General features: G+C 60.6%; 14 protein-coding genes. 1 reads left to right on the plus strand and 13 read right to left on the minus strand.

The genetic code is table 11. The features are described from left to right. Window positions 1-4: 4 nt before the first annotated feature. The 3 genes from plsX to EM858_RS18500 all read right to left on the minus strand — a co-directional run bounded on the left by plsX (window position 5) and on the right by EM858_RS18500 (window position 2280). Window positions 5-1066, minus strand: a complete 1062-nt coding sequence (gene plsX, locus EM858_RS18490; protein WP_127757563.1) for a phosphate acyltransferase PlsX — start codon at window positions 1064-1066, stop codon at window positions 5-7. A gap of 102 nt (window positions 1067-1168) precedes the next feature. Further along, entirely contained in the window at window positions 1169-1732 is a 564-nt protein-coding gene (locus EM858_RS18495) for a DUF177 domain-containing protein (RefSeq protein WP_080818748.1), read from the minus strand. An 8-nt stretch (window positions 1733-1740) separates the two neighbouring features. Then, entirely contained in the window at window positions 1741-2280 is a 540-nt protein-coding gene (locus EM858_RS18500; protein ID WP_127757564.1) for a ubiquinol-cytochrome C chaperone family protein, read from the minus strand. Between the two features lie 271 nt (window positions 2281-2551). On the opposite strand from EM858_RS18500, the gene EM858_RS18505 reads away from it, so the two are divergent. Beyond that, window positions 2552-3082: an outer membrane protein assembly factor BamE gene (locus EM858_RS18505; RefSeq protein WP_003520808.1), complete on the plus strand. Its 531-nt coding sequence runs from the start codon at window positions 2552-2554 to the stop codon at window positions 3080-3082. Window positions 3083-3158: 76 nt separating this feature from the next. Here the strand turns inward: EM858_RS18505 and EM858_RS18510 are convergent, their stop codons facing one another. The 10 genes from EM858_RS18510 to EM858_RS18560 all read right to left on the minus strand — a co-directional run bounded on the left by EM858_RS18510 (window position 3159) and on the right by EM858_RS18560 (window position 13956). Further along, on the minus strand, window positions 3159-5297 hold the full coding sequence (locus EM858_RS18510; RefSeq protein ID WP_127757565.1) for a sodium-translocating pyrophosphatase: 2139 nt from the start codon (window positions 5295-5297) through the stop codon (window positions 3159-3161). Between the two features lie 218 nt (window positions 5298-5515). Beyond that, entirely contained in the window at window positions 5516-6739 is a 1224-nt protein-coding gene (locus EM858_RS18515) for an MFS transporter (protein ID WP_080817238.1), read from the minus strand. A gap of 20 nt (window positions 6740-6759) precedes the next feature. Continuing rightward, on the minus strand, window positions 6760-7257 hold the full coding sequence (gene nusB / locus EM858_RS18520) for a transcription antitermination factor NusB (RefSeq protein WP_004441180.1): 498 nt from the start codon (window positions 7255-7257) through the stop codon (window positions 6760-6762). Window positions 7258-7261: 4 nt separating this feature from the next. Next, the gene (locus EM858_RS18525; protein WP_020809943.1) at window positions 7262-7708 is read right to left on the minus strand and encodes a 6,7-dimethyl-8-ribityllumazine synthase; all 447 of its coding nucleotides are present in this window, start codon (window positions 7706-7708) and stop codon (window positions 7262-7264) included. Between the two features lie 164 nt (window positions 7709-7872). Next, window positions 7873-8505, minus strand: coding sequence for a LysE family translocator (locus EM858_RS18530; RefSeq protein ID WP_127757566.1), 633 nt, complete (start codon window positions 8503-8505; stop codon window positions 7873-7875). Window positions 8506-8789: 284 nt separating this feature from the next. Beyond that, entirely contained in the window at window positions 8790-9401 is a 612-nt protein-coding gene (locus EM858_RS18535; protein ID WP_127757567.1) for a riboflavin synthase, read from the minus strand. Next, a complete protein-coding gene (gene ribD / locus EM858_RS18540) occupies window positions 9401-10645 on the minus strand; it encodes a bifunctional diaminohydroxyphosphoribosylaminopyrimidine deaminase/5-amino-6-(5-phosphoribosylamino)uracil reductase RibD (protein ID WP_127757568.1) in 1245 nt (414 codons plus the stop codon). Before ribD ends, EM858_RS18535 begins: the two co-directional genes overlap by 1 nt. Before the next feature lie 2 nt (window positions 10646-10647). Then, window positions 10648-11127 (minus strand): transcriptional regulator NrdR, encoded by a 480-nt coding sequence (gene nrdR, locus EM858_RS18545; RefSeq protein WP_003496675.1) that lies wholly within the window; start codon window positions 11125-11127, stop codon window positions 10648-10650. A 14-nt stretch (window positions 11128-11141) separates the two neighbouring features. After that, entirely contained in the window at window positions 11142-12431 is a 1290-nt protein-coding gene (glyA, locus tag EM858_RS18550) for a serine hydroxymethyltransferase (protein ID WP_127757569.1), read from the minus strand. A gap of 193 nt (window positions 12432-12624) precedes the next feature. Beyond that, a complete protein-coding gene (locus EM858_RS18560) occupies window positions 12625-13956 on the minus strand; it encodes a murein L,D-transpeptidase (protein ID WP_003520799.1) in 1332 nt (443 codons plus the stop codon). Window positions 13957-13993 lie beyond the last annotated feature (37 nt).

Below are 13993 nucleotides of genomic sequence, written 5' to 3' on the forward strand. Positions count from 1 at the left end.
TCCCTTATTCCTCGTCAGCCACGAGAGCTTCGGGCGCCGGGGGCGGAAGCCGTCTTGCGTGGTAAATTTTCAGATCATTTTCAATCTTGGCCGTCAGGCCGTTGTGAACCATGTCGTAGCCGACATCCACGGCGGAGGCAAAACCGATGGCATCCGTGCCGCCATGGCTCTTGATGACAATGCCGTTCAGGCCGAGAAACACGCCGCCATTGACCTTGCGCGGGTCCATCTTTTCACGAAGCACGTCAAAGGCGCTTTTCGCCAGAACATAACCGATCTTGGCAAAAAAGCTGCGGGAGATCGCTTCGCGCAGCAGCGTGGTGATCTGGCGTGCAGTGCCTTCGGCGGCTTTGAGCGCGATATTGCCGGTGAAACCTTCGGTCACCACCACATCCACCGTGCCCTTGCCGATATCGTCACCTTCGACGAAACCGCGATAATCGATGGTGGCGAGATCGGCCTCGCGAATGAGACGTCCGGCCTCACGCACCTCTTCCTGACCCTTGACCTCCTCGACGCCGACATTGAGCAGGCCGACGGTCGGACGGTCGATATCGAAAAGCGCACGCGCCATGGCGCCGCCCATCAGGGCGAAATCCAGCAGCTGCTGGGAATCGGCGCCGATGGTCGCGCCGATATCGAGCACGATGCTTTCGCCCCTCAGCGTCGGCCAGATGCCGGCGATTGCCGGGCGTTCCACCCGCGCCATGGTGCGCAAACAGAATTTCGCCATGGCCATCAGCGCGCCGGTATTGCCGGCGGAAACGGCGACATCCGCCTCGCCGAGCTTCACGGCCTCGATGGCGCGCCACATGCTGGAGACGTAGCGGCCGCGGCGCAGCGCCTGGCTCGGCTTCTCATCCATGCTGACCGAGACTTCACAATCGTGGAAGACCGACTTTTCCCGAAGTGCGGGATATTGTGCCAGAATGGGGTCGCATTTGCTCTTCTGCCCGTAGAGCAGAAAAGTTACATCGTTGTGCCGTTCGAGCGCCTTGGCGGCACCGGGTATGGCAACATCTGGGCCGAAATCGCCACCCATGACGTCAATCGCAATTCTGATCACTCGTCCCTTATCCTTGACTAACCGCCACTCAAGCGGATTTTGCGCGAAAATACCTTTTCCGGCTTTTGTTACAATAAAATTATTTCAGCCCGGCTGGGCCATTCAGTCTTTTTTCCAATCTTTCAGCACGGCAAAAGGCGACGGACGCTTCTCTTCCTCTGGCTGCCTGTCGGCCGTTTCGGGAAATTCCGCATCCGGTTTGCGCGGATAGGGATCGATCGCGAGCGCTGCAAATTCGGCAACCACGGCGCCGACATCGATGCTGTCGCCGGTGAACTGGTCGGGAATATCCGGGCCGTCGGGGTCGAGCACGATCTCGCCTTCCTCATTGGTCACCATGCGCGCCAGTTTCGAACCTTCCGGAACGAAAATCTGCTCGACGGCCTCGTCGATCTTGCTCGAGATCGGCTCCAGCGTGACGACGCAGGATTGCGTTACCGCGGCATGCACTTCGCCCTTGATCTTCACGCCATCCTTCTTCCAGCGGGAAACCTGCAGCTCCGCCTTCAGATATTCGACGGAAACCACATTCCAGAATTTCGCCAGCGCCTTCAGTTCCTCAGCACTGGCTTCGAGACCAATCCTGACCGGATTGGCGGAAATATGGCCTACCTTTACGGGATAGGAAAAAGGCAGGTCGTCATTTGCAGGGTGTCGCGCGTTCATCGTGAACCTCATCGTCCAGGCAAGGGCAGCGTCAGGCTTCCGGTTGCTATTGTGTCTTCGGACTGGGCGGCAAGTTGCGTGGATGCGTCCATCATCCAGCCTGCCAGCCCCTCCATATCGGGCGCCTTCTCATCTACCTGCGGATATATATTGCGCCGGAGCGCGGCGGCAAGGGCAACGCGGTCGGAAGCATCCAGCGCCGCCGCATAGGATTCGAGCCGCCCATAGAACATGCCGGCGAATTTCTTCATGCGCTTCGGCACGCCCTGATCGCCGATTCCCAGTTCGCGAATGGAATGATCGAGGTCCTGAAAAAAGGCGTCGACGATCTCCTGGGCAATTTCCTGCCCGCTGACATCGGAGGATTTGGTGCGGCGGAAATAGAGAATCATGATGACCGACAGCATCTCGAAGCGGCCCATGACCGTATCGGGAACACCGAGATCGAGATAGAAAGCGGGCGTGCGGGCAGCGGCGGTCAAAGTCGCATATTGCCGGTCGACAATGGCGCGATTGTTGTTTTTCTTCTTGAACAGCCCGAATATCATCGTTTTTTTTCCGAACGGGACGGGTGAATTCGCTTACCGCCCATCGCCCTTGTTGCATGATCGTCAAAGCTGGTTTACCGAAGCATCCACGAATTGCAATGCTGTCGCGGTCACGTTCGTCTTTCGCCTGAAACAGTCGAAGAGAACCGGAGGAGTTCCAAAAGACCGGGAAAGCATTGAATTTGGGGAGTGACCGGGATTTTCCGTCCCCGGATTGACACAATCATGTGCACAGACACTGTGCACCACGCAATGCCGGAAGGTGCCATTCATGATCGCAGTCGGGGAAAAGCAGTTGAGCAAGCAGAAATCCGCAAGTCACGGCAATGTTCTGAGCAAGACCGCCATCGCAATCGTGCTCGCATCCGGCCTGCTTTCCGCCTGCAGCAGCACGACCGATGTGTTCCATAACGGCTACGTCATGGACGAACAGTCGCTGCAGCTGATCCCGGAAGGTTCGAGCCGCGAGCAGGTTCTGCTGACCATGGGCACGCCCTCCACCACCGCGACCTTCGGCAACGAGGTTTTCTATTACATCTCGCAGAAGCGCGTGCGCCGCGCGGCCTTCATGAAGCCGGCGCTGGTCGAGCAGAACATTCTCGCGATCTATTTCAACAAGGACGGCGTGATCGAGCGCAAGGCCAACTATACGCTGCAGGACGGCAAGGTCTTCGACACGATTTCGCGCACCACGCCGACGGGCGGCAAGGACCTCACCTTCCTGCAGCAGCTGCTCTCCGGCGGCACCTCGGGCGCCAATATCGCCAAGAGCATTCTCGGTCAGGGCAACAACACCCCCTGATCGGAAGAAGAAACGGAAAATTCAAAGGCCCGGGGATCGCTCCCCGGGCCTTTTTCATTGTTCGGAACATAAGCCCTCAGTGGGCAAGAACCGCAAGCAGCAGCAGGGCCACGATATTGGTGATCTTGATCGCCGGGTTGACGGCGGGACCGGCGGTATCCTTATAGGGATCGCCGACCGTATCGCCCGTCACCGACGCCTTGTGGGCGTCCGAACCCTTGACGTGGCGCACGCCGTCCTTGTCGATGAAACCATCTTCGAAGCTCTTCTTGGCATTGTCCCATGCGCCGCCACCGGAGGTCATGGAAATCGCCACGAAAAGGCCGTTGATGATGACGCCAAGCAGCGATGCGCCAAGTGCCGCGAAGGCCGACGCCTTGGAGCCGGAAATGGCCAACACGCCGAAATAAACGACAAGCGGCGCCAGGACCGGCAGGAGCGATGGGATGACCATTTCCTTGATCGCCGCCCGTGTCAGCAGGTCCACGGCCTTGCCGTAATCCGGCTTTTCCGTTCCGGCCATGATGCCCGGCTTTTCGCGGAACTGGCGGCGCACTTCCTCGACGATCGAGCTTGCCGCCTTGCCCACCGCCGTCATGGCGATACCCCCGAAGAGATAGGGGATGAGGCCGCCGAAAAGCAGGCCGGCAACTACGTAAGGATTGGCGAGGCTGAAGGAAATCTCGCCCATATCCTTGAAGTAGGGATAGGTATCGCCATTGGCGGCGAAGTAGGAAAGGTCATTGGCATAGGCGGCGAACAGCACCAGTGCGCCGAGACCGGCAGAGCCGATAGCATACCCCTTGGTGACGGCCTTGGTGGTGTTGCCGACGGCGTCCAGGGCATCGGTCGCCTTGCGTACGTCAGGATCGAGACCGGCCATTTCGGCGATACCACCGGCATTGTCCGTGACCGGGCCGAAGGCGTCGAGCGCCACGATCATGCCCGCCAGACCCAGCATGGCGGTAACCGCGATGCCGGTGCCGAACAGCCCGCCGAGCTGGTAGGTGCCGATGATGCCGCCGACGATGACGATGGCCGGCAGCGCCGTCGATTCCAGCGAGACCGCAAGGCCCTGGATGACGTTGGTGCCATGCCCCGTGACCGATGCCTGGGCGATGGAGTTGACCGGGCGCTTGTTGGTGCCGGTATAATATTCGGTGATGACGACAATCAGCGCCGTCACGACGAGGCCGACCAATCCGCAGAAGAAGAGATTGGTGCCGGTGATTTCCATGCCGGCCACCGTGCCCACCGTGCCCCAGCCAACCGTCGCATGAGTGGCGACCGCAAGACCCGCGACCGAGAACACGCCGGTGGCGATGAGACCCTTGTAGAGCGCGCCCATGATGGAATTGTTGGTGCCGAGCTTCACGAAGAAGGTGCCGGCAATCGACGTCAGGATGCAGGCGCCGCAGATCGCCAGCGGGTAGACCATGGCGCTTTCCAGTATCGGCGTTCCGGCAAAGAAGATTGCGGCGAGAACCATGGTCGCGACGACAGAGACGGCATAGGTCTCGAAGAGGTCAGCCGCCATGCCGGCGCAATCGCCGACATTGTCGCCGACATTGTCTGCAATGGTTGCCGGGTTGCGCGGGTCATCCTCTGGAATGCCAGCCTCGACCTTGCCGACGAGATCGCCGCCGACATCCGCACCCTTGGTGAAGATGCCGCCGCCGAGGCGGGCGAAGATGGAGATCAGCGATGCACCGAAGCCGAGCGACACCAGCGCATCGATCACCTCACGCGATCCGGCCGGATGGCCCATCACCGAGGTCAGGATGAAATAATAGATGGAAACGCCGAGCAGCGCGAGACCGGCAACCAGCATGCCGGTGATGGCGCCCGACTTGAAGGCGATGTCGAGACCGGCGGAAAGGCTGTGCGAGGCGGCCTGCGCGGTGCGCAGGTTGGCGCGCACGGAGACATGCATGCCGACGAAGCCGGCGACGCCTGAAAGCACCGCGCCGACGAGGAAGCCGATGGCCGCCATGGATGACAGAAGATACCAGGCCAGAATGGCGACGATCAGTCCGACGATGGCGATGGTGAGATATTGACGGGTGAGATAAGCCTGCGCACCTTCACGGATAAAACCTGCTATTTCACGCATACGCTCGTTGCCCTGATCGGCATCGAGAACGCTCTTGGTGGCCCATACCGCGTAAACCACGGACAGGACACCACATAAAATTACTATGGGTATTACGGTCATGCGCACTTACCTCCCAAAAGGCCGGGTCTCACTCCCTCCCCGGCGTGGCGAAACCTTGTGCAGGGAGATGCGGACGGCCTGTCCCAAATCCCGTCTTGGGCATTTGTTCCCCTCCCAAGGAAAAATGTCCTCGGAGCGGAGATTGCGTTGGCGCGAGGTGCCGCGTCAAGCCCACAAATTTGCCTGAAACTTGAAAGGAGTAGAGTGCGGCGCGCGACTCAGGCTGCTTTTTTGCGGCTTGTCAGGACGAGCGACAGGACAAGCAGAAGGCAAAGCCCGGCAACCGGCCAGATGACGAGGTTCATCACCGACCAGCCCCAGGCCGTAAACACCTTGCCGGAAGAGAAGGATGACAGCGCCACGGTGCCAAACAGCACGATATCGTGGAAACCCTGCACCTTGTCCGCCTCATGCGGGCGGTAGCTGGAGGTGATGATGGCGGTTGCGCCGATGAAGCCGAAATTCCAGCCGAGTCCGAGCAGGATGAGCGCCGCCCAGAAATTCCACAGCTCTATGCCCATATGGGCGACGATGGCGCAGGCCATCAGCACGATGAGGCCGACTGCCACGATTTTTTCCGCACCGAATCGGGAAATCAGCATGCCGGTGAAGAAGCTGGGGCCGAACATGGCGAGAACGTGCCACTGGATGCCGAGCGTGGCGAGTTCGGTGGGGAAACCGCAGCCGACCACCATGGCGAGCGGTGCGCCGGTCATCATGAAGGTCATCAAGGCGTAAGAGCCGATGCCGCAGATCATGCCGGTGACGAAACGCTGCGTGCGGACGATTTCCGACAGCGGCCTTACCGATTCGACATGGGCGGCGGCCGCCTTGGGATCGGGCAGTTTCAGAAACGCCAGAATGGCGATCGAAACGAGGCCGAGCGGAACGAGCGCCAGAAAAGCGCCGGCAAAGGTGACCGGCGCAAGCAGGTCCTTGCCGAAGATGGCGAGTTGCGGCCCGACAATGGCGGAAATGATGCCGCCCGCCAGAATCCAGGAGATCGCCTTCGGCTTGTAAAAGGATGGAGAGGCGTCGGCTGCGGCGAAACGGATTTTTTGCGTAAAGCCGCCGGAAATGCCGATCAGCAGCAGGCCGACGGCAAACAGCCAGAAATCCGAACGGAAGAGCGCCACGGCGGCAATGCCGCCGCCGATGGAGCACATCAGCGCGCCGACCATGAAGCCTGTCTTGCGGCCGAGGAAGCGGGATGCAGCCGCCACGCAGATCGCGCCGAGCGCAACGCCGATATTGAAGCCGGTGAGAGGCGCGGTCGCCAGCGACTTGTCCGCGCCAAGCAGCTGATAGCCAGCAAGCGCGCCGACTGAAAAGCTTAAGGGCGCGGCCGATCCCATGATCGCCTGCGCGATGGTGAGGAGGAAGACGTTGCGCTTCGCCTCGTCCAGTTGAACTTCAAGTCCGGGGACGGAAACCGCGCTCATCTCTTCCTCATCTTTTTATTTCAGCGTTTTGCCTCGCCGCGCACCTGCTTGGCAATGCGGTCAAGCACCGCATTCACCAGCTTGGGCTCGTCATGCTCGAAGAAAGCACGGGCGATTTCAACATATTCCGTGACGATGACCGCGACCGGCACGTCCTTGCGCTCCAGAATCTCGAAAGTGCCTGCACGCAGAATGGCGCGCACGGTGGCATCGAGACGCGACAGCGGCCAGTCCTCCAGAAGGGCGGAGCGCACCAGCGGGTCGATCTTCGTCTGATCTCGGACGACGCCGGAAACGATGGAACGGAACCAGGACGGGTCGGCCTTCAGATAGGTATCGCCGTCGACTTCCTGCCCGAGACGGTGCGCCTCGTATTCGGCTACGACTTCCATGACGCCGGTTCCGCCGACATCCATCTGGTAAAGCGCCTGCACGGCGGCAAGGCGGGCCGCGCCGCGCTGGTTGGCGGGCTTTACCGAAGGCTGGCGCGGTTCGCCGCCATTTTCAACATTCGACATGCGTTCAGCCACCCAGTTTTTTCTTCAGCTCGATCATCGTCAGCGCCGCACGCGCCGCAAAACCGCCCTTGTCCTTGTCGGAACGGCGCACGCGTGCCCATGCCTGCTCGTCATTCTCGACGGTGAGGATGCCGTTGCCGATCGGCAGCGATTCGCTGACGGCAAGATCCATCAGGGCGCGGGAAGATTCGTTGGAGACGATGTCGAAGTGGTAGGTCTCGCCGCGAATGACCATGCCGAGCGCAACGAAACCGTCATATTCCGTGCCGTCATTGTCAGCACCGTCAAGCGCCATGGCGATGGCGGCGGGGATTTCCAGCGCGCCCGGAACGGTGATGACGTCATAGGTGGCGCCGGCTTCATCGAGCGCGAATTTCGCGCCTTCGAGAAGGGCATCCGCCATATCGTCGTAAAAACGTGCTTCCACGATAAGAAGATGGGGTTTGGACATGATATTTTCCTGAAAAGCTCGATGCCGGATCATACCGGCTTTTGCGGCGGTCAAACCACGGCTGGCCGTTTTTGGCAAGTAATTTCATGTGTCAGCGGCGCAAGGGGCCGCGTCTGTAAGGCATTTGGCGAGGTTTTACACCACCCGGCGCGGCTTCGCGACTTTCAGGTTTTCTGGAAGGCGAGATGGACGCCGAGCCCCATCAGCACCGTTCCGGCAACGCGGCGGGCAAGCACCTGCACCGCGCCGGAACGCTTCAAACGCCCGACCATGGCGCCCGCAAGAAGCGCGCCGACAAGATCGGCCGAGGAAAAAATGAAATTGACGGCGATGCCGAGGATCAGCAATTGCAGCCAGACCGGAAAGGCTGCCGCAGGGTCCACGAATTGCGGCAGGAAGGCCAGAAAGAACAGCGCCGTCTTCGGATTGAGCACATCGACGATGATGCTGTCGATAAAGGCGCGGCGCGCCGATTTCGGTTCAATGGTCAGATTGACGGCCTCACCTTCGAGCTTGCTGCGCAGCATCGAGAAGCCGAGCCAGATGAGATACAGCGCACCGCACAGCTTTACCGCCAGATAAAGCCACGGCACGGCCTGAAACAGCACCGAAAGACCTGCGGCAGAGGCAAAGATGTGGAAATAGCAGCCGACATGGATTCCAAGCACCGCCATCAGCCCGGCAAACCGTCCGCGCGCCATGGTCTGCGCCGCCGCATAAAGCATGGCCGGACCGGGGATATAGGCGAACAAGGCGGTGGTTATGAAAAAGGCTGTCAGCAGTTCGAAGGAAGGCATGATGTATTTCCCCTACCCCGTTTGGCCCTAAAGACGTCTTTATAACGTTTGCGCGTCAACCGGAAGCGGGAGTGTCGGACAAGAATTGATCTGTCGCAATGTCGGACGACAATAAAGCCCTTCCGTCATTCCGGCCTTGAGCCGGAATCCGGTCGACGTGCGTCTGCACGGCGGGAAAACTCTTTTCAGCCCAAGGACTTGGGCTGGCTGGATTCCGGCTCAAGGCCGGAATGACGAGACGAAGAGGTGTCAGCGATAATAAACCACCGAGCCAGCACTCCAGTTCATGCCGATGGAAATTCCGCAAGCCTTGCGGCGTAACGCGCCATGGTATCGACTTCGAAATTGACGAAATCGCCCGGCTGGCGTTCGCCCCAGGTGGTGACGGTCAGCGTGTGGCGGATCAGCAGAACGTCGAAATCCGTGCCTTCGACGGCGTTGACGGTCAGCGAGGTGCCGTCGAGCGCCACGGAACCCTTGGGCGCCACGAATTTCGCCAGATGCTCCGGCGCGCGCAGGCGAATGCGCACCGCCTCGCCTTCCGATTCCACCGAAAGGATTTCCGCCCTGCCATCGACATGGCCGGAAACGATGTGGCCGCCAAGCTCATCGCCGATCTTGAGCGCCCGCTCCAGATTGACGTGGGTGCCCTTTTCCCAACCGGCAATCGTCGTCAGGCGCAGCGCCTCTTCCCAGGCCTCGACCTCGTACCAGCGCTCATTGCTGCCATCTTCCGGCAGTCTCGTCACCGTCAGGCAGACGCCGCCATGGGAGATGGACGCGCCCATATCGATGGTCTTGGGATCGTAATTGGTCGCCACCCGCAGACGCACGCCTTCGGCCAGAGCTTCCAGCTCGGAAACGGTTCCGACGTCGGTGACAATTCCGGTAAACATCAAATCGGCCTTTCATAATCGAAGCAGCGATCCCGCCCATAGGCGGTCTCGCTAACCAGAGCATAGTCGCCCGGAATATCGGCACGGTGAAGCGGCGTTTCAATGCCGCCCTCACCGATCACGACCGGGCTTTCGAACAGCATGATACGGTCCACCAGCCCCGCTTCAAGGAATGATTTTGCGGCAAAGGCGCCGCCTTCGACCAGAAGTTCCGACATGCCGCTTTCGGCGAGGATGTGGAGGAGGTTTTCAAGCGTTGGGGCTTCGAGGATCTGGACGCCGGCGTCGGTGAGAAGTTGGCGGCGGCGGTCGCGGCTACCCCCCTCTGCCCTGCCGGGCATCTCCCCCTCAAGGGGGGAGATCGATGGGGCGCTGCCTTGCCCGACCTTGAAGGTTGACGAATGAGAGGTGGAGTCGAAATTTAAGCGAGCGGCCAGCCCCTTGCCGATCTCCCCCCTTGAGGGGGAGATGCCCGGCAGGGCAGAGGGGGGTAACGCCGCAACGATCACCGGCACCTCCCGCACTGTCTTCACCAGCTTCGATGTCAGCGGCAACTCAAACTGCCGATCCAGCACGATCCGCACCGGGGAACGCTGCTCCATGCCGGCAATACGCACCGTCAGTTCCGGATCGTCGGTAATCGCCGTGCCAATTCCCACAAGGATACAATCGCAACGCGCCCGGAGTTCATGCACGGCATGGCGCGCCTCGGGACCGGTAATCGCCACCTGCCCCTCGCCTTTCCTGCCGATCATGCCATCGGCGGAAACGGCAAGCTTCAGAATCACATGCGGGCGTTTTTTCATCTGGCGTGTGAGGTAACCGGCAAGCGCCCTCTTACCCTCATCACGCAGCAGGCCGGTTTCCACGACAATGCCGGCATCGCGTAAAATCGCATAACCACGGCCGGAAACACGCTCGTCCGGATCATCCACCGCCACCACGACGCGGGCGACGCCGTATTCCACCAGGGCATTGGCGCAGGGCGGGGTCTTGCCCCAATGGGAACAGGGTTCGAGCGTCACATAGGCGGTCGCGCCGCGTGCCGCCTCGCCGGCGATTTCCAGCGCCTGACGTTCGGCATGGGGTCGACCGCCGATGGCAGTCACCGCTTCGGCGATGATTTTCCCGTCCTTGACGAGAACACAGCCGACGGAGGGATTGGTAAGCGTCTGACCTTGATGGCGAAGAGAAACCTCGATTGCCCGGGCCATGAATCTTTCGTCATCGGCGCGGGTGGTCACGGCTAGACTCCGGCGTCCGTATCGCGGGCGATCTTGGCGTTGATTTCGGCAATCACGTTCTCGAAATCCTCGGCATGGCTGAAATCGCGATAGACCGAGGCGTAACGCACGAAGGCCACGTCATCGAGGCTCTTCAGCGCCTCGAGAACCTGCAGGCCGATTTCTTCCGAGGGAATTTCCGTCTCGCCGGAACTTTCCAGGCGGCGAACGATGCCGGAGACGGCACGCTCGATCCGGTCGCGATCGACCGGGCGCTTGCGCAGCGCGATCTCGAAGGACCGCACCAGCTTTTCCCGGTCGAAGGGCAGCTTGCGGCCGCTTTTCTTGATGACCATCAGCTCGCGCAGTTGCACGCGCTCATAGGTCGTGAAGCGGCCGCCGCAATCGGGGCAGATGCGCCGCCGGCGGATGGAGGTATTGTCCTCCGCCGGACGCGAGTCCTTGACCTGCGTGTCTTCAGAACCGCAAAAAGGGCAGCGCATCTTCGTCCTTTCTCTTACATGTACGGATACATGGGGAAACGGTCCGTCAGGCCGACGACCTTTTCACGCACCGCAGCCTCGACGGCGGCGTTGCCCTCATCCGAATTGGCAACCTTCAGACCATCGAGAACCTCGACGATCAGCTTGCCGATTTCGCGGAATTCCGCTTCCTTGAAACCGCGCGTCGTGCCGGCCGGCGTGCCGAGACGGACACCGGAGGTGACGAAGGGCTTTTCCGGATCGAAAGGAATGCCGTTCTTGTTGCAGGTGATGTAGGCGCGGCCGAGCGCTGCTTCCGCGCGCTTGCCGGTGGCGTTCTTCTTGCGAAGATCGACCAGCATCAGGTGGTTATCGGTGCCGCCGGAGACGACATCCAGACCGCCTTCGACCAGCGTTTCAGCCAGCGCCTTGGCGTTCTTGACGACCTGTGCGGCATAGTCCTTGAACTCGGGCTTCAGCGCTTCACCGAAGGCAACGGCCTTCGCGGCGATGACATGCATCAGCGGGCCGCCCTGCAGGCCGGGGAATACCGCCGAGTTGAACTTCTTCGCAAGATCCTCGTCATTGGTAAGGATCATGCCGCCGCGCGGGCCGCGCAGCGACTTGTGCGTCGTCGTCGTTGCAACATGGCAATGCGGGAACGGCGACGGATGCTGGCCACCGGCGACGAGACCGGCGATGTGGGCCATGTCAACCATCAGATAGGCGCCGACTTCATCGGCGATCTCGCGGAAGCGCTTCCAGTCCCAGACACGCGAATAGGCGGTGCCGCCGGCGAGAATGAGCTTCGGCTTGTGTTCCTTGGCCTTGCGCTCCACCTCGTTCATGTCGAGCAGGTTGTCGCCTTCACGCACGCCGTAGGAAACGACGTTGAACCACTTGCCGGACATGTTGACCGGCGAACCATGCGTCAGATGGCCTCCCGAGTTCAGATCTAGACCCATGAAGGTATCGCCCGGCTGGAGCAGCGCGAGGAACACGGCCTGATTCATCTGCGAACCGGAGTTCGGCTGGACGTTGGCAAAGTTGACGCCGAACAGCTTCTTGGCGCGTTCGATGGCGAGTTCTTCAGCGATGTCGACGAACTGGCAGCCGCCGTAATAACGCTTGCCCGGATAACCTTCCGCATATTTGTTGGTCATGATCGAACCCTGCGCTTCGAGCACGGCGCGGGAAACGATGTTTTCCGAGGCGATCAGTTCGATCTCGTGGCGCTGGCGACCCAGTTCCTTCTCGATCGCGCCGAAAATTTCCGGATCGACATCGGCAAGCGGACGGGAGAAGAAAGCATCTGTGTTCGACATGGTGAAGGCTCCTGAAACAGTAATGCGATGGCGTCTTAGCGCCCTGCCCCGACAAGAGCAATACGGGCAGCGAGATTTGCCCGTCAAACTGCGACGTTGCGACAAAAAACGACAGAGGTTTTCAGAAAATCGCCAAGAAAAAAGCCGCACCCGAAGGTGCGGCTCATGGTGATTGAATGAAATGGATGCCGGATCAGTTGCGCGGCAACAGATCGTCATCCACCGGGCCGGCGGGCTGTTCCATGCCGCTCGTGGTGTTGAGCGCCAGTTCGGCATTGCCATCCTTTTCATAGATGTCGTCGCGGAACTGCACCACGCCGTCCTTCGCCGACCACGCGGTGATGTAGACGAAATAGACCGGGATTTCCTGCGCCAGCTTGATCGGTGTGTTGACGCGGGTGGCGATGACGCGCTCCATTTCCTGACGCGACCAGCCGGGCGTGTCGCGCAGCAGCCAGCTCGTCAGGTCGCGCACGTTCTGCACGCGCACGCAGCCGGAGGATTCGAAACGCATCAGCTTGTTGAACAGGCCCTGCTGCGGCGTATCGTGCATATATTCGTTGTTCGGATTGTGGAAGTTGATCTTCGTGGACGACATGGCATTGATCTTGCCCGGGTCCTGACGGAACATCAGGTTCGGAGCCTTCGGCGCGAACCAGTCGACCGCGGTCGGCGAAACTTCCTGCCCCTTGCCGTCGATGAGGCGGATGTTGTTCCGCTCCAGATAGGTCGGGTCCTTCTGCATCAGCGGCACGATGTCCTTTTCGACGATCGAGCGCGGCGCGGTCCAGTAAGGGTTGAGGATGACCTCGTAGATCTTGGAGTTGATGACGTGGGTCGGGCGGCTGGCGCGGCCGACGACAGCCGTGTTGCGCAGCACGACGCGTTCATTTTCAACGGCTTCGATGGCTGCGGCCGGGATATTCACCATCAGGTGACGCTGGCCGAGATCGCCCGACATGGACTGGATGCGAACGAGGTTGGTCTGCAGCTGCGCCAGACGAATCTGCGCGGAAACATTGAGCGCCTTCGTGGTGTATTCGCCGCTGACGCCATCTGCCGGAAGGCCATGACGGGCCTGGAAACGCTTCAGCGCGCCATCGACGTAACTATCGAAGGCGCTGGAAATGCCGGCTTCGCGCGGCAGGTCGCCGGACACCATCAGTCGCTGGCGCAGCGCCTGTACGGAAGGATCGGAGACGCCGATCTGGAGACGCTGCTGGGACGCGGGCACTTCCGGCCAGCCGCCATTCTGCACGATCTGCTGATATTGCATGATCGCCTGCTGCATGTAGACCGGCGCTTCGCGTCCGAGAACCGGATTGTTGGAAACGACGCCCACGGCCGAACGCGACGTATTGGCGTCGAACTGGTCATCCCAGTTGCCGCGGCGCGAAGAGCCCATGAGATCGTTGAGCGCGTTCTGCGCAAAGGCCGGCGCGGCAAGCGCGGCAGCGCCAACGGAAACGGCCGAACGCAGAAGCGCGCGGCGCGATACGGAATCGGAAACGGATTTCTTTGTCATTCTACCTACCAGCCACTCTCTTCGGCATTCTCAACAA

It is taken from the genome of Agrobacterium sp. CNPSo 2736 (assembly GCF_004005385.1).
Classification (GTDB): Bacteria; Pseudomonadota; Alphaproteobacteria; order Rhizobiales; family Rhizobiaceae; genus Agrobacterium; species Agrobacterium leguminum.

Excerpts from the sequence above, each read along its gene's own strand:
- EM858_RS18495 (WP_080818748.1), bottom strand. The coding sequence starts at position 1,732 with ATGAACGCGCGACACCCTGCAAATGACGACCTGCCTTTTTCCTATCCC.
- EM858_RS18500 (WP_127757564.1), bottom strand. The coding sequence starts at position 2,280 with ATGATATTCGGGCTGTTCAAGAAGAAAAACAACAATCGCGCCATTGTC.
- EM858_RS18505 (WP_003520808.1), top strand. The coding sequence starts at position 2,552 with ATGATCGCAGTCGGGGAAAAGCAGTTGAGCAAGCAGAAATCCGCAAGT.
- EM858_RS18510 (WP_127757565.1), bottom strand. The coding sequence starts at position 5,297 with ATGACCGTAATACCCATAGTAATTTTATGTGGTGTCCTGTCCGTGGTT.
- EM858_RS18515 (WP_080817238.1), bottom strand. The coding sequence starts at position 6,739 with ATGAGCGCGGTTTCCGTCCCCGGACTTGAAGTTCAACTGGACGAGGCG.
- nusB (WP_004441180.1), bottom strand. The coding sequence starts at position 7,257 with ATGTCGAATGTTGAAAATGGCGGCGAACCGCGCCAGCCTTCGGTAAAG.
- EM858_RS18525 (WP_020809943.1), bottom strand. The coding sequence starts at position 7,708 with ATGTCCAAACCCCATCTTCTTATCGTGGAAGCACGTTTTTACGACGAT.
- EM858_RS18530 (WP_127757566.1), bottom strand. The coding sequence starts at position 8,505 with ATGCCTTCCTTCGAACTGCTGACAGCCTTTTTCATAACCACCGCCTTG.
- EM858_RS18535 (WP_127757567.1), bottom strand. The coding sequence starts at position 9,401 with ATGTTTACCGGAATTGTCACCGACGTCGGAACCGTTTCCGAGCTGGAA.
- nrdR (WP_003496675.1), bottom strand. The coding sequence starts at position 11,127 with ATGCGCTGCCCTTTTTGCGGTTCTGAAGACACGCAGGTCAAGGACTCG.
- glyA (WP_127757569.1), bottom strand. The coding sequence starts at position 12,431 with ATGTCGAACACAGATGCTTTCTTCTCCCGTCCGCTTGCCGATGTCGAT.
- EM858_RS18560 (WP_003520799.1), bottom strand. The coding sequence starts at position 13,956 with ATGACAAAGAAATCCGTTTCCGATTCCGTATCGCGCCGCGCGCTTCTG.